This window comes from Stenotrophomonas sp. (assembly GCF_032099025.1).
Taxonomy (GTDB): domain Bacteria; phylum Pseudomonadota; class Gammaproteobacteria; order Xanthomonadales; family Xanthomonadaceae; genus Stenotrophomonas.
The window spans coordinates 20,289-41,649 of the sequence record NZ_DAMCID010000007.1 but is presented as its reverse complement, the minus strand read 5'-3'; the positions used below and the strand labels follow the sequence as shown (position 1 = coordinate 41,649).

General features: G+C 68.6%; 9 protein-coding genes. 2 read left to right on the top strand and 7 right to left on the bottom strand.

Annotated elements, in window-relative coordinates:
• Window position 1 precedes the first annotated feature (1 nt).
• Both RT456_RS06775 and RT456_RS06770 read right to left on the bottom strand, forming a co-directional pair.
• Complete coding sequence (locus tag RT456_RS06775; protein ID WP_313344250.1) at window positions 2–12,280, bottom strand: Ig-like domain-containing protein; 12,279 nt, start codon at window positions 12,278–12,280, stop codon at window positions 2–4.
• A gap of 146 nt (window positions 12,281–12,426) precedes the next feature.
• Window positions 12,427–14,565 (bottom strand): hypothetical protein, encoded by a 2,139-nt coding sequence (locus RT456_RS06770; RefSeq protein WP_313344247.1) that lies wholly within the window; start codon window positions 14,563–14,565, stop codon window positions 12,427–12,429.
• Between the two features lie 93 nt (window positions 14,566–14,658).
• On the opposite strand from RT456_RS06770, the gene RT456_RS06765 reads away from it, so the two are divergent.
• Window positions 14,659–15,264: a helix-turn-helix transcriptional regulator gene (locus RT456_RS06765; protein WP_313344245.1), complete on the top strand. Its 606-nt coding sequence runs from the start codon at window positions 14,659–14,661 to the stop codon at window positions 15,262–15,264.
• Between the two features lie 74 nt (window positions 15,265–15,338).
• On the opposite strand, the gene ung is transcribed toward RT456_RS06765, so the two are convergent.
• The 5 genes from ung to rhlB all read right to left on the bottom strand — a co-directional run bounded on the left by ung (window position 15,339) and on the right by rhlB (window position 20,385).
• Entirely contained in the window at window positions 15,339–16,046 is a 708-nt protein-coding gene (gene ung, locus RT456_RS06760) for a uracil-DNA glycosylase (RefSeq protein WP_313344243.1), read from the bottom strand.
• Entirely contained in the window at window positions 16,043–16,885 is an 843-nt protein-coding gene (locus tag RT456_RS06755; RefSeq protein WP_313344241.1) for a response regulator, read from the bottom strand. Before RT456_RS06755 ends, ung begins: the two co-directional genes overlap by 4 nt.
• A gap of 7 nt (window positions 16,886–16,892) precedes the next feature.
• A complete protein-coding gene (ftsX, locus tag RT456_RS06750; RefSeq protein ID WP_313344239.1) occupies window positions 16,893–17,843 on the bottom strand; it encodes a permease-like cell division protein FtsX in 951 nt (316 codons plus the stop codon).
• Entirely contained in the window at window positions 17,840–18,526 is a 687-nt protein-coding gene (ftsE, locus tag RT456_RS06745) for a cell division ATP-binding protein FtsE (protein ID WP_313344236.1), read from the bottom strand. The genes ftsX and ftsE overlap by 4 nt, the downstream gene beginning before the upstream one ends.
• Before the next feature lie 131 nt (window positions 18,527–18,657).
• Window positions 18,658–20,385 carry an ATP-dependent RNA helicase RhlB gene (rhlB, locus tag RT456_RS06740; protein ID WP_313344233.1) on the bottom strand — a complete coding sequence of 576 codons (1,728 nt, stop codon included), beginning with the start codon at window positions 20,383–20,385 and terminating at the stop codon, window positions 18,658–18,660.
• 577 nt (window positions 20,386–20,962) lie between these two features.
• Here rhlB and trxA point away from each other — a divergent pair.
• A complete protein-coding gene (gene trxA / locus RT456_RS06735; RefSeq protein WP_313344230.1) occupies window positions 20,963–21,292 on the top strand; it encodes a thioredoxin in 330 nt (109 codons plus the stop codon).
• Window positions 21,293–21,361 lie beyond the last annotated feature (69 nt).

Here is a 21,361-nt window from a genome sequence, read left to right as displayed (position 1 = left end):
GTCAGCGCCCCTCCCTGAGCGAGCTGTTGGTACCGGCAGGAGACGCGGGAGGATCATCCAGGCGCAGCGAATGCAGGGTGCTGCCATCGGCGGCGAGCACATCGATGGTGGTGGCGGCGGCAACGGCGCCGCTCACCAGGGGACGCAGCGCGGCCTGCAGCGCGGACGCACGCTGTCGTGCCAGCGCGGCCCCGTCGGCGGTGGTCGCCAGCGTCAGGCGCCCCCCCGCGTGCGTCTCCAATGCCTGCGCAGCCTTGGCCAGCACCGCCGTGCGGTCGGCAGGCAGGCGTGCGCTGCCCGGGACGAACAGGGCATCGCCGAGCTCGATGCGGGCCGGTCGGGGCACGGCGGCACCCGCGGACGGCGCGCTGCGCAGCGCCCCTTCGGGCATCTGTACGCCGAAGTCGAAGCGTGCCGGCAGCCCGGGCGTGATCCGGCGGACCAGCGGATTGGGCGTGGTGAAGCGCGCACCGGCCGGCACGGTGGAGGGATCGACCTTGAGGATGAAGTTGCGCCCACGTGCCTGGCCGCCGGGAATGCCGACCAGGTGATAGCGACCGAACGCGTCCGTTTCCATCAGCAGGCCTTCGACCGCCGCGACGCGCACGCCGGGAATGCCGCGCTCGCCATCGTCCTGGATGCCGTTGCCATTGCGGTCATCGAACACGCTGCCCACGATCAGGCTTTCATCCAGCAGCGGGTCGGTGATGATGTCCACGTCGGCTGAGGCAACGTTGCCGATGGTGCGGTTCTCGCCGTCGATGGCGGTGATGCGGTTGGTGTGCACACCGGTGCCGGTGCCCGCACCGACGCGCAGGTAGTACACCACCGTGGCGCGCTCGCCTACCGGGATGTCGATGCCGTCGATGCGCAGCGGCTGTACGCCGCTGGTGCGCGCATCGTTGTCGGCGTCCTGCACCGCGAAGCCAGCGCTGACGAAGGTGAAGCCCGGCGGCAGCGTATCCAGCAGCGTTGCGCCGTTGGCATCGACTTCACCGACGTTGTCGATGGTGACCGTGTAGCGCACCAGGTCACCGATCTGCGCGCTGCGCTTGGCCGCACTCTTGGTCAGGCGCAGCACGGCCTGCTGCCCGGCCACCGTCACCGACACGTTCGCCTCGGCGCACATCGGGGTCGGGATGGACACATCGCAGACGCGGTAGCGGAAGCTGTCGGTGCCGGCGAAGGCCGCTGCCGGTGTGTAGGTGCACAGGCCGTTGGCGCACTGGACGGCGCCGTGGGTGGGTGCCACCACCCGCTGCAGGCTTGCCGGGTCCAGCGGCGCGGCGCGGGTGCTGTCATTGGCCAGCACATCGATCACCAGCGGCGCTGCCGTATCCGCGGTCGCCGCATCGTCCACCAGGCTCAGCACATTCTGATCCACCATGACGGTGACGGTGGCCCTGGCGCACATGGCCGGATCAGTGACGTCACATACCTGGTAGTCGAAGGCCTGCTCTCCGGAGAAATTGGCCAGCGCCGCAAAGCGGATGCGCGCACGCGGCAGCACGGTGGCGGTGCCATACGGCGGCGGCGACACGATGCTGAGGGTGACGCTGTCCGGATCGATCGGGGTGCCATTGACGCGGTCGTTGCCGAGCACATCGATTTCGATCACGCCGTCCTGCGGCAGATCCACGCGGTCGTTCTCGGCGTCCACACCGGGTTCGGCCGCGATGATGGTCACGCTGACCGTGCCGCTGTCGCAGACGGTGGGCTGGTTGAGCAGGCACAACGTATAGGTGGTGGTGTAGCTGCCCGCCGGCAGGCCGGCAGCAACGTCCACCCAGCCATCCGCACTGAAGGTCAGCGCAGTGGTGGCCACCGGGGTGAAGCTCACCTGCGCCGGATCAAGGGGTGCGGTATTGAAGGTGTCGTTGGTGAACACGTTCAACAGCCGCGCGCGCCCTGCCGGGCCCACCGGGCCACCGCTGTCGTCTACCGCCAGCAGTGCCCCGACCGGACCCTGCACCCGCACCGTGGCGATGGCGGTGGTGCAGTTGGTCGGCACGCCGTTTTCGCAGAGCTGGTAGGCCAGCTGGACCTGCCCCGCCTGCACGCCGGCCGCCACCATGATCTGGCCCTGGTTGTTCATGGTGTAGCCGGGGGTGCTGCCAGTCAGACTGGCGATGACACTGCCGACCGGCGGCGGCGAGACGTTGTTGAAGGTGTCGTTGTCCAGCACCGAGCGGGCGATGGTGCCGCCTACCGACGGGTCCACCGGCGTGCTGCTGAAGTCGTCGTTGACCGCCAGCACCACGTTGGCCGAACCGGAGAGGGTCAGCGTGACGCTGGCATCGCCGCACTGTGCCGCATAGGGAGCGGGCAGGCAGACGCGATAGGTGAAGCTCACCTGCCCGGTCGTGCCCGACGGCGGCGTGTAGGTGAACCCGCCGCTGCCATCGAAGAACAGGCCCGCCACCGCGCCGCTGGTGAGGGTGTACGCCGCCCCTGCCGGCACGTTGTCGTTGATGGCGACGCTGCCGGTAAACGGCACCCCGCCCGGGACGGTGAACGCATCATTCTGCGGCGCCGGGGTGACCACCACGAGGGCGCTGGCGGTGGTGCAGTTGGCCGTCGCGGCCGCTTCGCAGATCTGGTACGTGAGCGTGGTGGCACCCGAGAGGACGCCGGTGCCGACCGCGACCGTGCCGTCGGCGTTCAAGCTGAAGCCAGTCGGAGCGCCCACCAGGCTGAGCAGCACCGTGGCGGGTGCCGGCGGGCTCACTCCGTTGAGCTGGTCGTTGACCAGCACGCTGGTACCCGAACTCGTCCCGGGCAACACGTTGGTCAGTACGTCATCACCGGCCACCAGGGTGCCGTTGTTGATGTTGATCGTCGCGGTGGCGGTCGCGCACACCGTGGCATACGGCGCCGGCAGGCATGTCTGATAGGTGAAGCCGACCGGGCTGGGCGTGCCACCCGGCGGGGTGTAGGTGAACGCACCGTTGCCCGCCAGCGACAGGCCCGGCACGGTGCCCTGGAGCGTGTACAGCGCGCCCGCCGGCATGTTGTCGTTGCTGGCCACCGTGTTGCTCAGCATCTGCCCGACCTGCACAGAGAACGCATCGTTCAGCGGCGCCGGGCTGACCACCACGGTCACGCTGGCGGTATCGCAGTTGGTCGGCGCCGCCGCTTCGCAGATCTGGTAGGTGATGGTGGTCGCGCCGGAGACGACGCCGCTGGAGACGGTGATCCGGCCGTCCGGGGTGATGGTGAAGCCGGCTGGCGCCCCCACCAGGCTCAACGCCACCGTGGCCGGCAGCGGCGGCGTGACGCCGTTGAGGCTGTCATTGGCCAGTACGCTGGCAGTGGAGATGGTGCCCGGTGCCACGCCGGTGATCGTGTCGTCGCCGGCCACCAGCTGGCCGTTGTTGATGCTGATGGTGAGGATCGCCCGGCCGCACAGGCTGGCGTTCGGTGCGGGCAGGCAGACCTGGTACGCCAGGGTGATCGGGCCCACCGCGCCCACCGCCGGCGTGTAGGTGAACGCACCGTCTGCAGCGAAGGCGAAGCCTGCCGGCGCCGTGTCCTGCAGGGTATGGATCGCACCGGTCGGGGTGCTGTCGTTGGCGGCCACGGTGTTGGCCAGGGTCTGGCCGGCCTGCACGGCATAGGCGTCGTTCTGCGGCGCCGGGGTCACCACCACGGTGACACTGGCGGTATCGCAGTTGGACGGCGCGGCCGCTTCGCAGATCTGGTAGGTGATCGTGGTCGGGCCGGAGGTCACGCCGCTGCCGACAGTGATCGTGCCGTCGGGATTGATGGTGAAGCCACCCGGTGCGCCGACCAGGCTCAGCAGCACGTCGGCAGGCAGCGGCGGGCTGACGCCGTTGAGGCTGTCATTGGCCAGCACGCTGGTGCCGGTGGCCGCGCCCGGCAGCACGCCCACCAGGGTGTCATCGCCCGCGCTCAACGTGCCGTTGTTGATGTTGAGCGTCACCGTGGCCGTGCTGCACAGGTTGTTGTCCGGTGCAGGCAGGCAGGTCTGGTAGGTGAAGGCCGCCGGACTGGGCGTGCCGATGGGCGGCGTGTAGGTGAAGCTGCCGTCCAGGTTGAACAGCAGGCCGGCCGGCGGGGTGCCCTGTACCGCCCAGCTCGAGCCTGCCGGCATGCGGTCGTTGCTGGCCACGCTGTCGCTCAGACTCTGCCCGGCCATGACCGAGAACGCGTCGTCCTGCGGCGTGGGCGTCACGATCACGGTCACGCTGGCGGTGGCGCAATTGCCGGGGGCCACGGCTTCGCACACCTGGTAGGTGAAGGTACTGGGGCCCGCATCGACGCCGCTGGACACCGTGATGGTGCCGCTGGGCGTGATCGCGAAACCACCCGGTGCGCCGATCAGCGTCAACACCACGTTGGCGGCCGCCGGCGGTGATACGCCGTTGAGGCTGTCATTGGCCAGCACGCTGGCCGCCGACGTGGTGCCCGGAACCACGCCACTGAGGGTGTCGTTGCCGGCGGCCAGGGTGCCGCTGCTGGTGTTCAACGTGACGACGGCGGGCGCGCACAACGCCGCGTTGGGCGCCGGCAGGCAGGCCTGGTAGGTGAAGTTGACCGACGCCGGGGCACCGGGCGGCGGCGTGTAGGCAAACGAGCCGTCCACATTGAAGACCACACCGGCAGGCAGTGCGCCCTGCACGGTGAAGCTTGCCCCTGCCGGCAGGTTGTCATTGGTGGCCACGCTGTTGGACAGGGTCTGCCCGGCCTGCACGGTGAATGCATCGTCCTGCGGGGTCGGGCTGACCACCACGGTGACGCTGGCGGTATCGCAGTTGGTCGCGGCCGCGGCTTCGCAGATCTGGTAGGTCAGCGTGGTCGGGCCAGACACCGTGCCGATCGCCACGCTGATGGTGCCAGCCGGCGTGAGGGTGAAGCCGGCAGGCGCGCCGACCAGGCTCAGGATCACGTCGCCGGCCAGCGGCGGGGTGACGCCGTTGAGCGCATCGTTTGCCAGCACGCTGACACCGGTGGTGCCACCTGCGGCGACGCCGCTGAGCACGTCATCCGTGGCGACCAGCGTGCCGGTGTTGACGTTCAAGGTGACGCTGGCGGTGGCGCACAGCGCCGCATTCGGGGCCGGCAGGCAGGTCTGGTAGACGAAGACGAGCGGGCTGGTGGTACCCGGCGGAGTGAACGTGAACGTGCCATCGGGGTTGAACGACACGCCATCGGGCGGAACGCCCTGCACCGCCCAGGTGGAGCCGGCCGGCATCCAGTCGTTGGCAGCCACGTTGCCGTTGCTGATCGTGCCGCCGGCCTGCACCGAGTACGCATCGTTCTGCGGCGACGGATTGATCACCAGCGACACCGTTGCGGTATCGCAGTTGGCCGGCGCGGCCGTTTCGCAGATCTGGTAGGTCAGCGTGCCCGGACCGGCCATGGTGCCGACCGGCACGGCGATCGTGCCGTCGGCAGCGATGACATAGCCGGTGGGCGCGCCCACCAGGGTGAGCTGCACCGTGGCCGCAGGCGGGGGGCTGACGCTGTTGAGGACGTCGTTGCCCAACACGCTCGGCGTGGAGGTGCCGGGAGCAATGCCGGTGAAGCTGTCATCGCCCGCCACCAGGGTGCCCTGGTTGACGTTGAGGGTGGCGGTGGCATCGCCGCACACGGCGGCATTCGGCGCGGGCAGGCAGGCCCGGTAGGTAAAGGTCACCGCACCCGTGGTGCCCACCGGTGGGGTGTAGCTGAAGGTGCCGTTGCCATTGAACACCAGTCCGGCAGGCGCGGTGCCCTGCACTGCCCAGCTCGACCCGGCAGGCATGCTGTCATTGGTGGCCACGCTGGCATTGGCGATGGTGCCGCCGGCCTGCACGGCGAAGGCGTCGTTCTGCGGCGCCGGGGTGACGATGAAGCGGATGGCCGCTGTGTCGCAGTTGGTCGGCGAGGCGCTCTCGCACAGCTGGTAGGTGAGCGTGGTGGCGCCGGCAGTGGCATCGGACGGGATCTGAACGGTGCCGTCGTTGTTGATCACGAAGCCGGCGGGCGGCGCCACCAGCAGCAGCTGCACGGCGGTGGATGCAGGCGGGGTGACACCGTTGAGCGAATCGTTGACCAGCACGCTGGGCGTGACCGAACCGGTGCCCAGCGGCACCGCGAACGTATCGTCGCTGGCCACCAGCGCGTTGATGCCGATGTTCAACGTCGCGTTGGCGGTACCGCACACGGTTGCATCCGGTGCAGGCAGGCACGCCTGGTAGCTGAAGGTCACCGGACCCACGGTGCCCGCCGGCGGGGTGTACGTGAAGCTGCCGTTGCTGTTGAACACCAGGCCCTGCGGCGGCACGCCCACGCTCCAGGTGGAGCCGGCGGGCATGGTGTCGTTGCCGGACACGTTGCCGGTATTGGGCTGGCCGGACTGCACCGCAATGACATCGTCAACGGGCGTGGGACGCACCACCAGCGCGATGTTGGCGGTGGCGCAGTTGTTGGCGGCCGCCACTTCGCAGATCTGGTAGCCCAGCGTGATCGCACCGGCCGGTGCGGCGGCACCCACCGAAACGGTGCCGTTGGGATCGAGGCTGAACCCGGTCGGCGCGCCGACCAGCGCCAACGATACGGTGGCCGCCGCAGGCGGACTCAGCCCGTTGAGCACATCGTTGCCCAGCACGCTGGGCGTGACACCACCGGGAGCCACCGCGCCGAATGCATCGTCGACAGCAACCAGTGCACCGTTGTTGATGTTCAACGTGGCCGTGGCCGTCGCGCAGACGGCACTGTCCGGCGCCGGCAGGCAGGCCTGGTAAACGAAGCTGGTGGGGGTGGTGGTACCCGCCGGCGGGGTATAGCTGAAGCTGCCATCGGCGGCGAAGGTGACGCCCGCAGGCGGCGTGCCCTGCACGGTGTAGATCGAACCGATCGGCATGCTGTCATTGGTCGACACGTTGCCGTTGACGGTCTGTCCCGCCTGCACGGCGAAGGCATCATTGGCCGGCGCCGGCGCGACGATCAGGCTGATCGCAGCGGTATCGCAGTTGGTCGACGCCGCGGCCTCGCAGATCTGGTACGTCAGCGTGGTGGCACCGGACAGCGTACCGGTGGCCACATTGATCGTGCCGTCGGCGGCGATGGTGAAGCCGGTCGGTGCGCCGACCAGCGACAGCACCACATCGGCCGGCAGCGGTGCGACGGCGTTGAGCGTGTCGTTGCCGATCACGCTGGGCGACACGCCACCGGGTGCAACGGGCGTGGCGAACGTGTCATCGACCGCGACCAGCGTGCCGGTGTTGACGTTGATGGTCGCATTGGCCGTGGCGCACACCGCCCCATCCGGCGCGGGCAGACAGACCTGGTAGGTGAAGCTGACCGGACCGCTGAAGCCCACCGGCGGCGTATAGGTGAGCGTGCCATTGGTGCCGAGCACCAGACCGGCCGGTGCGGCCCCGGACACGGTGAACTGCGCATCGGGAACGGCATTGTCGTTGGTGGCGACCGAACTGTTGAGCGGCACGCCGACCGGCGTGGACAACGCATCGTCCACGGCAGAGGGCGCTACCACCAGGCGCAGCGTGGCGATGGCGCAGTTGCCCGGTGCCGCGGCTTCGCACAGCTGGTAGTTGAGGCTGCTGGCTCCCGCGGGAGTGCCGGCGGCCACGCTCACGGTGCCATCGGCAGTGATGCTGATGCCGGCGGGCGCGCCGGGCAGCGACAGCAGCACATCGGCGGCGGCCGGCGGGGTGGCACCGTTGAGCGAATCGTTGAGCAGAACCGACGCGGTGCTGCCACCACCCACCGGGCTGATCGGGGCGGTGCTGAAATCGTCGTTGACCGCCGCCAGCGTGCCGACCGTGATGGCGATCGCGGCGTTTGCCGTGGCGCACAGGGCACCGTCAGGCGCAGGCAGACAGACCCGGTAGCTGAAGTTGACCGGACCGACGGTGCCGGTCGGTGCGACATACAGGAAGCTGCCGTCGGCGTTGAACGTCAAGCCGGCCGGCACGGCGCTGGTCAGGGTGAACAGCGCGCCGGCAGGTGCGTTGTCGTTGCTGCCCACGTTGCCGTTCAGTGCCTGCCCGGCCGGCGTCGAGAACGCATCGTCGGTGGCCGACGGCGTAACCACCAGCCGGATGGTCGCGCTGGCGCAGTTGCTGGGCACGACCGCCTCGCAGACCTGATAGGTCAGCACGGTGGCGCCACCTGCAGCACCGCTGGGCACCTGCAGGATTCCGTTGGCATCCAGCGCATACCCGGCAGGCGCGCCGACCAGGCTGAGGATGACGCTGGGCGAGGCCGGCGGCGTGACGCCATCCAGGGTGTCGTTGGCGAGGACGCTCGCAGGGCTGCTGCTGCCCGGCGCCAGCGGCGACGCGCTGAAGTCATCGTCGCGTGCGACCAGGGTCCCCGCATTGACATTGATGGTCGCCGCAGCGGTGCTGCACTGTGCGGTGTCCGGTGCCGGCAGGCAGACCTGGTACGTGAACGCGACAGGGCCGGTGAAGTTCGCCGGCGGCGTGTACAGGAAGCTGCCATCCGGTCCGAACTGCAGGCCCGCCGGCGCCGTGGTGGTGAGGGTGAAGACGGCGCCGACCGGCGCGTTGTCGTTGCTGCCGACGTTGCCGGCCAGCAGCTGGGCCGCCGGGGTGGAGAACACGTCCGCGCTGGCGAGCGGCGCGACGAGCAGCTGCACCTGCGCCGAATCGCAGTTGGTATCCAGCGCCGTTTCGCACAGCTGGTAGGTGAGCGTGATGGCACCGGCGGGCACGCCGGCGGCAATGGCCAAGGTGCCGTCCGCAGCCAGCGTATAGCCGGACGGCGCGCCCACCAGGCTCAGCAGCACCTCCGCCGACGCCGGCGGCGTGGTGCCGTTGAGACTGTCGTTGGCCAGCACCGAGACGGTGCTGCCGCCCACGACGGGATTGATCGGGGTGCCACGGAAATCATCGTCACTGGCGACGAGCGTGCCGGCGTTGACGTTGAGCGTCACCGTGGCCCCGGAGCACACGGCGGTGTCCGGTGCGGGCAGGCAGGCCTGGTAGGCGAACGTGATCACGCCCTGGGTGCCCACCGGCGGCGTATAGGTGAAGCTGCCGTTGGGGTTGAACACCAGGCCTGCGGGCGCCGCGCCACTGAGGGCGAAACTGCCAGTGGCAGGCACGTTGTCGTTGGCGGCCACGCTGCCGGTCAGGACCACGCCGGCCGGCGTGCTGAAGTTGTCGTTGACCGCGACCGGTGCAAGCAACAGCTGCACGGCTGCCGTGTCGCAGTTGGTCGGCAACGCCGCTTCGCACAGCTGGTAGCTGAAGTTGACCGCGCCTGCATCCGCCCCGCCCGGCACCGAGACGGTGCCGTTGCTGTTGAGCACATAGCCGGCCGGTGCGCCCACCAGGCTCAGGATCACCTGCGCCGGTGCGGGCGGGACTGCACCATTGATGGTGTCGTTGGCCAGCACGCTGTTGGTGGTGCCACCGCTTGCCGGGTTGATGATGGCGCTGCGGAAGTCATCCGGCGTGGCGACCAGCGTGCCGGCGTTGACGTTGAGGGTGACCGCGGCGGTATCGCACACGCCCACCAGCGGCGCGGCCAGGCAGGCCTGGTAGTTGAAGGGAGTGGTCCCGGTGAACTGCGCCGGCGGGGTGTAGGTGAAGCTGCCATCGGCATTGAACACAAGGCCGGGCGGCGTGGGGCCGGTGACGGCATAGGTGGTGCCGGCCGCCACGTTGTCATTGACCGACACGTTGCCGCTCACTGGAGTGGCCACCTGGGTGGCATAGGCATCGGCCACGGCATCGGGCGCAATCACCACCGCGATGGTCGCGGTGGCGCAGTTGCCCGTGCCCGCCTGGCACAGCTGGTAGGTCAGGCTGATCGGCCCGGCGGGCGCACCGGCCGGGACCACCAGCTGTCCGTTGCTCTCCAGCGTGTAGCCGGCCGGCGGTGCATTGATCAGCGAGAGGGACGCCTGGGCCGGCGTGATCGGCGCGCCGTTGAAGGTGTCGTTGGCCAGCACGCTGGCAGTCAGGCCACCGGCGCTGGTCAGCGGCGCGGCAGTGAAATCATCGTTGTTGGCGACGATCGAGGCAGCGCCGACGTTCATGGTGACGGTGGCCGCGTCGCACACGCCGGTGTTCGGCGCCGGCAGGCACAGCTGGTAGCGGAAGGTGTCGGGGCCGGTGTACGCCGCCTGCGCGGTGTAGGTGAAACTGCCATCAGCATTGACGGTGACAGTGCCATGCGCGGCCACGGCCAGCAGGCTGAACTGCGCGTTGGGACCGGCGTTGTCGTTGCCGGTCACGTTGCCGTTGAACACGACACCGGCGGTGGCGGCGAAGGCATCGTCCACGGCATCGGGTGCGACCACGAGCTGTACATTGGCGGTGGCGCAGCTGGTCGGCGTGGCCACCTCGCAGATCTGGTAGCTGAAGCTCACCGCCCCGGCCGTGGCACCGGCCGGGATCGACAGTTGTCCACCCGCGGTCGCGGCATACCCCAGCGGTGCGCCGCTCAGGGTCAGCGTCACCGCGGCCGGAGGCACCGCCGCGCCGTTCAGTGTGTCATTGCCCAGCAGGCTCACCACGGTGGTGGTCCCCGGCTGCAGCGGTGTGGCGAACAGGTCGTCCACCGCCAGCAGCTGGTTCGCCGCGACATTCACGCTGACGGTGGCGGTATCGCACACGCCGGGATTCGGCGCCGGCAGGCACACCTGGTAGGTGAAGCTGTCCGGCCCGGTGTTGCCGTTGAGCGGGGTATAGCTGAAGGTGCCATCGGCATTGACCACGGCGGTGCCGCGGGTCGCCGGGCTGCCCAGCACGTAGGTGGAACCACTGGCGATGTTGTCGTTGGTGGCCAGGCTGCCGGTCGCGGGCTGGCCGCCGCCGGACGTGCTGACCGTGTCGTTGACGGCATCGGGGCTGACCACGAGGTTGGCGGTGGCCGTGGCGCAGTTGGCCGGCAGCGCGTTTTCGCAGAAGCGGTAGGTGAGCGCGAGCGGACCGGCCGCCGCGGTGGCAGGAACTTGAACGGTGCCGTTGGCATTGATGACGAAGCCGGTCGGTGCGCCGACCAGGCTCAGCGTCACCTGCGGCTGGGGCACGGCACCGCCGTTGAAGGTGTCGTTCTGCAGCACGCTTGTGGTGACGCCGCCCGCACCGGGCGCGATGGCGGGGGTGAGCGTGTCATCCACGGCGACCAGCGCGTTCGCATTGACCACGACCGACGCGGTTGCGGTGGCGCAGACCGTTGCGTTGGGCGCCGGCAGGCAGACCTGGTACTGGAACGAGGTCGGGGTTGCGATGCCGCCAGGCGGCGCATAGGTGAAGGTGCCGGCGCTGGTGACGGTGAGCCCGGCCGGCGGCGTGCCGATGGCACTGAACACGGCACCGGCCGGCGCGTTGTCGTTCGCCGCGACGCTGCCGCTCAGCGACGCGCTGCCGCCGACGGCGTTGAAGCTGTCATTCACCGCGGTCGGCGCGATGACAACACTGGCCGTGGCAGTGGCGCAGTTGGTCGGCGATGCGTTCTCGCAGATCTGATAGCCCAGCGTGGTGGCACCCGCCGCGGCGCCCGCCGGCACCGCAATCACGCCTGCGGCATTGATGGTGAAGCCGGCCGGTGCGTTCTGCAGCGCGATGATCAGGTTGGCCCCGTTCACCGGCGCACCGTTGAGGGTGTCGTTGGTGAGCACGCTGGGCGTGTTGCCCCCGATGGTCGAGGAAAGGGGCGTCGCAAAGGTGTCATTGTTGGCGACCAGTGCGTTGGCCTGTACCGGCACCGCCGGGGTGGTCGCGCTGTTGTCGCCCGGGGTCGGATCGGTGGTGCCGGGTGGCAGCACCAGCGACACCGTGTTGGCCGGCACCGTGGCGGGCGTGGAGGTGGGCGCGGTGCCGTTGACCAGCAGCACGACGCTGTCGCCCACACCCACGTTGACCTGCACGTTGACCGCGTTGCCGGTGCCGTTGGCCAGCGCGCAGGACGATGCGGCGGTGGTGGGCTGGCAGCTCCAGGTGACATTGGTGAGCAATGCGGACACGGTATCGGCCACGCCAACCGCGGTGGCCGCCGAGGGACCGGCGTTGCTCACCTGGATGCGGTACTGCACCGCACCGCCTGCGGCCACGGGCGTGGCGCTGAGCAGCGTCTTGGTCACGCTCAGCTGTGCCTGCAGGGCCAGCGCGTTGGTGTCGATGGCGGTGTTGTTGCCCAGCGCGGGATCGCCGACATCCACCGGCGCGGTGACCGTGGCGCTGTTGTTCAACGGATTCGGGTAGCTCTGTGCGAAGACCGATGGCGACAGCAGCAACGCCAACAGGGCCATCGCGTGCGCGATGCTGGCCGAAGCCATGCGTGCCCTGCCGTGTTTGCCGGTTGCTGCCATGCGTTCCTCCTCGAATGCGGCCGCCAGGCCTGTGCGGCCCGTTCGGCAACGGTGCGTCTGTCGATCCCCGGCGCGGGGTCATTCCCTCGCCATCGGCGCTGCTGCCCGGCGCGCTAGTACGCGCCGGGGTTGTTGCTGAAGCTCACGGGCACGCTGATCGTTGCCTGGCCCCCATTGACCAGGTTCACCCCCACGCTGACCGCACTGCCGCCGACGGTGCCGCCACTGGCTGCCGCGCAGGCGCTGCCGCCGGTGGCACTGCACGTCCAGGCGGCGCGCAGCGTGGTGCCGTTGGGCAGCGTGTCGGCGACGATGGCGTTGGTGACCGCGTCGGGGCCGTCGTTGCGCACCACCAGCGTGTAGGTCGCCGTGCCGCCGGGCGTGTAGCTGCTGCTGCCATCGCTCTTGGTGATCGACAGATCCGCCTGGCGCGTTCGATTGGTGATGCTGCACACCAGGGTGACCGCGGTGGCGGTCATCGCGGGCGCCTGCAATGTGAACGTGCCGCCGGTGCCGGAAGACACCACCGTGTTGTTCTGGTCCACGCACTGCCAGGTGCTGGCGTAGCGCGCCAGCGTGCCGCCCGCTGCGGCGGCCTCGGCAAGTGCGTAGCTGCCGCCGGGCACGGTGATCACCGCGGCGGTTGCGCCGTTGTTGCCCACGTTGCTGGCCGAGCCGACGGTGCTGCCGTTGTAGGTGATGGACAGATTGAAGCGACCGGTATCGCTGGTGGGTTGCAGCAGCTTGACCAGCTGCAGCGTCGCCGCGCAGGCCTGGGTGATGCCCTCCACGGTGAACACCGCCTGGCCGATGCGGATGCCGAGCAGGCCCAGCAGGTTGTCCACCACCCCGCCCAGCAGGGTCGTCAGTACCGGGGTGACCAGCCCGTTGACCAGAGTGCGGATCGGCGTCAGCAGCGTGCTGACGACGCCATTGACCAGATCGGCCACCGGCAGTGGCAGGGCGATGCCGCCGAGCAGCGTCACCACCGGATTGCCGCTGGTGACCTGGATGTTGAGCGAGTTGACCAGCGTGGAGACCAGCGTTGCCGCACTCACCGTACCCGCGGTCAGGGTGCGCGTCTGTGGATAGGGGCCGGTGAAGCTGGCGCTCTGCAGGCCAGGGGTTGCAGTGGCGTAACCACTGATGCTGACCGTCAGGGGAATGGTGACGTCGGCGATCGGGGTGAGGATGCCGAGGATGTTCGCCGACACCCGCACCTTCACGCTCAGCGAGGTCAGCGCTGCAGGGCTCAGCGCCGTGCTGGTCAGCACCGTGCTGCGGTTGAAGAAGGTGGCGTCGCTGATCTGGCCGACATAGAGGTTGACCAGGCCCGGACGCGCCTGCAGGGTGACCGCGTTGCCGACCAGGTTGATGGCGGAAATCGAGCCCTCGGCGCGTGCGACATCCGCGTACACCTGCAGGTGCAGCACGTCGGCGCTGATGCTGGTGTTGGACAGCGAGATGCCGAGCAGGTTGAGCCCGCTGAGCGCGGCGGTTAGCGTGCCGGTATTGAGGCCCTGCACAAGATCCAGGTCGAGCTTGATGCGGATGGCTGCGCTGTGGAACGCCGCGCCGACCGCGCCGCAGGTGTAGACCGGCGGTTCCACCACCTGCGCCCACAGGCGCACGTTGGCCACACCGTTGAGCCCCAGTGCCGCCGTGTTGACCGTGATCGGCGTCGGCGTGGTCAGCACGTTGCGGAAGTTGTACAGCTGCACCCCGCCGGTGAGCAGGTCCAGCACGTTCAACCGCACCGTGGTGAGCGAGCCGGTGGGCAGGGCGATCTGCAGGATGTCGGCCAGGCGGATGCTGCCCGACGTGCCGGCCACGCCCAGCGGCAACGCGTTGAGCACGTTGGCCGCCGCCGTCTGGCCGTCGGCCTGCAGCACCTGCACCATCGCCGCGCGCAACTGGCCCAGGGTGATGTTGGTGTTGAGCACCTGGCTGGGGTCGCTGACCACCACGCCCCCGTTGAGCTGGGTCAGCAGTGCATTGAGGTTGATGTTGGCGCCGGCGAGGTTGTTCCAGTCAACCGCGCTCAGGTTGAGGGTGGTGCCGGGCAGCAGCGCGCCGAACAGCAGATTCAGGATCGGGCTCTGGGTGGAATCGACCGAGGCCAGGCGCGGTCCGGCGCTGACGCAGGCACCGGCCGTGCAGGCCGATTGGGCATGGGCCCGGCCAAGGCAGGAAAGCACCGCCAACACGGCCAGCAGTACCAGCGACTGCCACCGCGATGACGAAGCGTTCACGCCTTTCACATTAACCATACGTTCGTCTCCCCCGCTTTTTGGGCAAAGCTCGACCGTAACGATGGATTTACTCCGTCGCCGCCCTGATCTCGCTTGCCGTTGTCCGTTTCCCGACGTGATTTACGTTCAGGCCCGGTTTTGGCGATTAATGCGGGGCAGCGGAATTTTCGTCAAACAAGACGGCGTGAAAACGGGGGACAGTACCGCTTGCTGGCGCGTGTTTATCCAGCTATAAGCCTTGTTGCAGAAGTGGGCGAAAGCAATTCTGTACACAGAAGAAAAGAATCGCTTTCAGGGAAGCAATACTTACTAAACAGGGAAAGGGGGAGTGAAATGCAGGCTATGTGCGACAGAATCAGGCGAGCACGCCTGACCGCAGGCCTATCGCAATCGCAGCTGGCGCTGGAGGCCGGCGTGCGCCGCAGTGCAGTGGCGCAGTGGGAACGCGAGGGAGGCACGTTTCCCAGTGTTCAACACCTTGCCTGCATAGCAATTGTGACGCAAGTCTATTTTGAATGGCTGGCGACGGGACGCGGACCGGGACGACCGGAGGCAGAAAACGACATTCCGCTGTCGGAAGAAACTCGCGTCGAGGCGGAGCGCACGAGCCAGGAATCCGAGATTCTCGCCCTGCTGCGTCGGATGCCGCCGCGGAAACGTCAGGTGGCCCGCGCAATCATTGAAATGCTGACTGATTAAATCGATTCAATCGATCGAGCAATTAACACTGAATGCACAGAACGTGAGGCCCGCCCACGGCTGACCGGATCGATTCAGAGCGTGGCGCGCGGCGGCAGCGACCAATCGATGCGACCCAGGCCGCGCCGGTCCAGATACTGGTTGGCCGTGGAAAAATGCTGGCAACCCAGGAAGCCGCGATGCGCCGACAACGGCGACGGATGCGGTGCCTTGAGCACGCGGTGGCGGCCGGTGTCGATCACCTTGCCCTTCTGCTGCGCGTAGCTGCCCCAGAGCAGGAACACCAGGCCCTCGCGCTCGCGGTTGAGGGTATCCACGACCTGGTCGGTGAATCCCTCCCAGCCGCGTTTCTGGTGCGAGCCCGGCTTGCCTTCCTCCACGGTGAGCACCGCGTTGAGCAGCAGCACGCCGCGCTGCGCCCACGGCAGCAGGCAGCCGTGGTCCGGCCGCGCAATGCCCAGGTCGGATTCGATTTCCTTGTAGATGTTCAGCAGCGACGGCGGCACCGGCACGCCGGGCATCACCGAGAAGCTCAGGCCATGGGCCTGTCCGTGGCCGTGATAGGGATCCTGCCCGAGGATCACCACCTTCACCTGCTCGAACGGTGTGGCGTCGAACGCGGCGAACATCTGCGGGCCCGGCGGGAACACGTGGGCACCGGCGGCCTTGCGCTGGCGCAGGAAGCCGGCGAGCTCACGCATGTCCGGCCGCAGCAGATAGTCACCAATATGCGCCTTCCAGCTCGGTTCGAGCTGGATGCTGGGCTGTACGTCGTCGTTCATCGCACCGCGGGTTTGTCGTTGAGTCGCGCCAGGCGCAGCTGGAACAGGACCTTGGTGACCAGCAGCCGTTCTTCGATCGGCTTCTGCACCAGGTCATTGGCACCGGCCTGCAGCAGGCTGGACTGGTTGAGCGGGTTGCCGTCGCCGGTCATCACCAGCACCGGCAGGCGGCGCTTGCCGTAGCCGAAGTCCACGCGCACGCGCTCCACCACATCGCGGCCACTGAGTTCGCCCTTCAGCGTGACGTCGGTCAGCACCAGGTCGATGCGGTGGCTGCTGCGGCCCAGCGATTCGGCGGTGAGCAGCGCGAAGGCTTCTTCCGCGGTCATCACGTGCAGCACGTTGAGGCTCTGCCGTTCCAGCATGCGCTTGGTCGCCTCGGCCACCACGCGGCTGTCTTCGACATACAGGATGGTGGCGCCGGGAATCGTCTCCGGCTGCACATAGCCACGGATGAAGGTGGCCAGCGCCTCGTGGCCCAGGGCCTTGTCGAAATAGTCGGTGACGTAGTCGGTGAAGCGGCGCTGCTCCAGGTGCTGCTGCGCATCGCCGGAGACCACGATCACCGGCACGTAGGCCTGGCCCGCGGTCTCGCGCACCAGCCGTGCCAGCGCCAGCCCGTCGCCATCACTCAGCGTGAGCGAGGTGGTGACCAGGTTGACCGGGCCGGCTTCCAGTGCGGTGCGCGCCTCTTCGATGCTGGCGCAGCCCACCACTTCCACCGCCGGCAGTTCGCGCTTCAGCACGTCGGCGATCAGGCGGCGGACCAGCTTGGAACCATCGACCACCATGACGCGCGGTGCATCGTCGACCAGGTGCTTCAGTACTTGCGGACGCATGCGGGCCTCAGGTTTCGGTCGGACGGGTCTGGCGCAGGAAATGTCCCGTCACCAGCCACGCGCCCAGCCAGCCCAGCACGACAGTGCCGACCAGCACGAGCGATGAATGCAGCAGGTCCAGCCCATGCAGCACGAACGGGCTGGCGTAGCTTTGCGAGAGCGCGGCCAGCGGCGGGCGCAGGGCCAGCCCTGCCACGCCGATCAGTGCCAGTGCCAGCGCACCGGCACCCAGGCCATACCAGGCGCCAAGGTACAGGAACGGGCGACGGATGAAGCCGTCGCTGGCACCCAGCAGCTGCAGCACGCCGATTTCCTCGCGGCGCGCCTGGATGTCCAGCCGCACCGTGTTGCCCACCACCAGCGCTGCGCCAAGGCCGAGCAGGACCGACAGCACCTGCACCAGCCGCGTGCCGAAGCCCAGCCAGGCATCCAGGCGCTTGCGCCACAGGGCGTCGTGCTGCACCAGGTCCGCCTGCGGCAGGCCTTCCAGCGACTGCGCCAGGCGGGCGTCATCGGTGCCGTTGGCCGGGGTCACGATCAGCAGCGACGGCAACGGGTTGTCGTGCAGCGCGTCGATGGCTTCGCCCAGCCCGGCGCTGTCGCGCAGCTCGGCCAGGCCTTCGTCCGGCGAACGCAGGGTAACGCCGGCCACGTCGGCACGGCCGCGCAGCGTGTCGGCCACCTGCTTTGCCGCAGCGGCATCGACCGTGGTCTTGAGGAACAGGTTGATGTCGCGCGACTGCTGCACGCTGCCGGCGAAGTGCTTGAGGTTGTCCAGCGCGATCGACAGGCCCAGCGGCAGGGCCAGCGCGAGCGCCATCACCATCACGGTGAGCAGGGTGGCCCACGGCTTGCGCCAGGCGCGGCCCAGGCTGAACACCACGCTGTGGCCATGATGGTGCAGCCACACGCCGAAGCGCGAGGGTGCCACGGCATCCTTGTTGGTGGCGGTACTCATTCGGCCAGGTCCTGCGGCGAGATGTCGTCGATCAGCTTGCCGTGGTCGAGGATCAGCACGCGCTTGCGCATGTGGCGCAGCAGCGCCAGGTCATGGCTGACCACCAGCACGCTGGTGCCGCGCTCGGGCAGTTCGGCGAACAGCGCCATGATTTCCGCCGCCAGGGTGGGGTCGAGGTTGCCGGTGGGTTCGTCGGCCACCAGCAGCTTGGGTTCACCGACGATCGCACGGGCGATGCCCACGCGCTGCTGTTCACCCGCCGAGAGCTGCGACGGCAGCGCCTTCTCGCGGTGGCCCAGGCCCATGCGTTCCAGCACCGAGCGCACGCGCTTGGCGATGTCGGCACGGCGGGTGCCACGCAGGATCAGGGGCAGCGCCACGTTCTCGGCAATGCTGCGGTCCATCAGCAGGCGATGGTCCTGGTAGACCGCGCCCACCGTGCGCCGATGCCGGGGGATATCGCCACCACGTACCTTGAGCAGGTTGCGGTCGTCGAACACCACCGCGCCGCGGCTGGGCCGCTCGTCGAGGTGGATCAACTTGAGCAGGGTGCTCTTGCCGGCGCCGGAATGCCCGGTGACGAACAGCATCTCCCCGGGCGCGACGTCGAAGCTGACGTCCACCAATGCCTGGTGGCCGCCCGCATAGTGTTTGCTGACATTGTCAAAACGCAGGACGCTCATCCCTCCGATTATGCCGGAGGAGGATGGCGAGGTGGGGATGACTGTTCGCCCGACCAACGGTAGGGAGCTACCGTTGATCGGGTTTGGCCTGCCGCCCCGCCAATAGCGGGGCGCTACCGATCAGGCGCGGATCAGCTGCCCGACAGCATCCGGCGGATCTTGCGGCCGATGCGGGTCAGGAAGCCGGCGCCCGGGTCGGCAGACGGTGCGGTGTTGCGCATCGGCTTGGCGGTGACCTGCACGGGCGTGACCTGCTGTGCCGTGCCTTCGGCGCCTTCAACCGGGCGACCGTGGCGACGACGACGGCGCTTGCGCGGTGCGCGCTCGCCGTCCACTGCTGCGTCCGGCGCGCCTTCGGGACGCGGCGCCTCGACAGCCTGCACGGCGGCCACGGGGACGGCACCTTCCACGGCGGCGGCGGCGGCGGCGGCGGCGGCGGACTGCTCGCCTTCCACGCGCGGCTTGCGCGGGCCACGCGGACGGCGTTCGCCGCTGCGCTCACCACTGCGTTCACCGCGACCACCCGCGGAACGGCTGCCACTGCCACTGGAACGACCGCCGCCACGACGCTCTTCCTCGGCCGCACGCGCTTCGCGTGCCTCGCGGAAGATCTGGCCAACGCTTTCGTTCGCGTCCGGGTCCACCTCGCCGTCGGCCGGCGGGGCGCGCTCGGGGCGCGGCAGCGAGGTCAGGATCTCGCTGGTGACGGGTTCCACCGGGATCTTCTGCTCGATGTACGCCTCGATGTCCGGCAGGCCCATCGCGTAGCGCTCGCACGCGAAGCTGATGGCATCGCCTTCCTCGCCCAGGCGGGCGGTACGGCCGATGCGGTGCACGTAGTCTTCGGCGTCGAACGGCAGGTCGTAGTTGTAGACGTACTTGATGCCGTCGATGTGCAGGCCGCGCGCGGCCACGTCGGTGGCGACCAGGATTTCCAGCTGACCCTTCTGGAAGCGGTTGAGCAGGCTCTCTCGCTTCTTCTGCGGCACGTCGCCGGACAGCACGCCGACACGGTAGCCGGCCTTTTCCAGCGAGCGCGCAACGCGTTCGACGAACACCTTGGTGTTGACGAAGACCATGGTGCGCGCGCCTTCGCTGCGCGACAGCAGGCCCAGCAGCAGCGGGATTTTTTCTTCGTCGGCCGGGAAGTAGATGCGCTGGCGCACGCGGGCGGCGGTGATCGACTCGCTCTCCACCACCAGCTTCTGCGGCTCGTTCATGTGCTCATAGGCCAGTTCCAGCACGCGGTGGCTGAGCGTGGCGCTGAACAGCAGGGTCTGGCGCGTGGCGCGCTCGGGCATGCGGCGCAGCAGGAAGCGGATGTCCTTGATGAAGCCCAGGTCGAACATGCGGTCGGCTTCGTCAAGCACGCAGATCTCGCAGGCATGCAGCGAAACCACCTTGTGCTGCTTGACGTAGTCGATCAGGCGGCCGGGGGTGGCGATGATCACGTCCACGCCCTGCTGCAGGATTTCGCGCTGCTTGTCGTAGTCCACGCCGCCGTAGACCAGCGCGAAGCGCAGGCCCAGGTCCGAACCGAACTTCACCGCATCCTTGTGGATCTGGATGGCCAGTTCGCGGGTCGGCGCCAGAATCAGCGCGCGCGGGTCTTCCGGCTTGCGGTCGGCCAGGGCCGGGCGGGTCAGCAGGCGGTTGACCACCGCGACCAGGAAGGCCAGCGTCTTGCCGGTACCGGTCTGGGCCTGGCCGGCGACGTCGCCGCCAGGCAGTGCCACCGGCAGGGTCAGCGCCTGGATCGGGGTGCAGCGGGTGAATCCAGCTCCTTCCAGACCGGCCTGCAGGGCCGGATGCAGATCAAAGGAGGAGAAGGTCAAATCGGTCAGCGGTTTGTCGCTCATGAGTCCGTCTTGGTAAGGCCAGCCCGGCAGCGTGCACGGATGGCTTGCAATCTTGGGGGCACCGTCGCCATTGAGGGCCCTGCGCCAGGGAAGGCGGAGGCCGGACCAACCGGTCCTCGGGCGCCGCACAATGACCCAGTTTAGCGCAAAGCGGCCGGCAAACCGGGATGGCCGGTCTCACGACCCCAAGCGACAACCTGTGAAGGCGCATTGATCGGGTAGAGCCACGCCCTGCGTGGCTGGCCGTCGCAGCCCATCAACTGACCCTTCACCGCCCCGACCCTCAGTTGAACGCCCCGCCTTTAGTGGCTGGAACCGCCACCACCTCACCCGCATATCAGTCTCGCCAGCCCCGGCAAAGCGCGATGGCAGTCACAGGACGAATCTTTCCAACCGGTGCCTGCCACCCCGCGACGATAGGGGTACACTGCCGGCCGTGAGCGTCCAGGCATCCATCGGACGCACCGCTGGCCGCCTCCGCGGCCACGAGGCAGCAGACGGGGACGGGGCCTGCGGGCACCGTCCAGGTTCAACCTCCTCCGGCCCGGCCGGGTGCACTCCAAAACGAGAGACCAAGATGAGCGACAAGGTTGTACATGTCAGCACGGCTGACTTCCAAAGCACTGTGCTGGATTCCAAGGAACCCGTGCTGGTCGATTTCTGGGCCGAGTGGTGTGGCCCCTGCAAGATGATCGCCCCGGCACTGGACGAGCTGGCCGACGCCTATAACGGGCGCGCCAAGATCGCCAAGGTCAACGTCGACGAGCAGCGCGAATTGGCCGTGAAGTACCACGTGCGCTCGATTCCGATGCTGCTGGTGTTCAAGGACGGCGAAGTCCAGGCCCAGCAGGTCGGCGCAGTGGGCAAGGCCCAGCTGGCCGGCATGCTCGACAAGGCGCTGGCCTGATCGCAGCAGGCAGCCGGCCCAGGCTGGCTGCCCCGCGGGCCCCCACGCCCGCATGAATGACCCTGCCCC

What these genes read in the sequence shown, in the direction of transcription:
- RT456_RS06775 (WP_313344250.1), bottom strand. Translation starts at nt 12,280, where the DNA reads ATGGCTTCGGCCAGCATCGCGCACGCGATGGCCCTGTTGGCGTTGCTG.
- ung (WP_313344243.1), bottom strand. Translation starts at nt 16,046, where the DNA reads ATGAACGACGACGTACAGCCCAGCATCCAGCTCGAACCGAGCTGGAAG.
- RT456_RS06755 (WP_313344241.1), bottom strand. Translation starts at nt 16,885, where the DNA reads ATGCGTCCGCAAGTACTGAAGCACCTGGTCGACGATGCACCGCGCGTC.
- ftsX (WP_313344239.1), bottom strand. Translation starts at nt 17,843, where the DNA reads ATGAGTACCGCCACCAACAAGGATGCCGTGGCACCCTCGCGCTTCGGC.
- ftsE (WP_313344236.1), bottom strand. Translation starts at nt 18,526, where the DNA reads ATGAGCGTCCTGCGTTTTGACAATGTCAGCAAACACTATGCGGGCGGC.
- rhlB (WP_313344233.1), bottom strand. Translation starts at nt 20,385, where the DNA reads ATGAGCGACAAACCGCTGACCGATTTGACCTTCTCCTCCTTTGATCTG.
- trxA (WP_313344230.1), top strand. Translation starts at nt 20,963, where the DNA reads ATGAGCGACAAGGTTGTACATGTCAGCACGGCTGACTTCCAAAGCACT.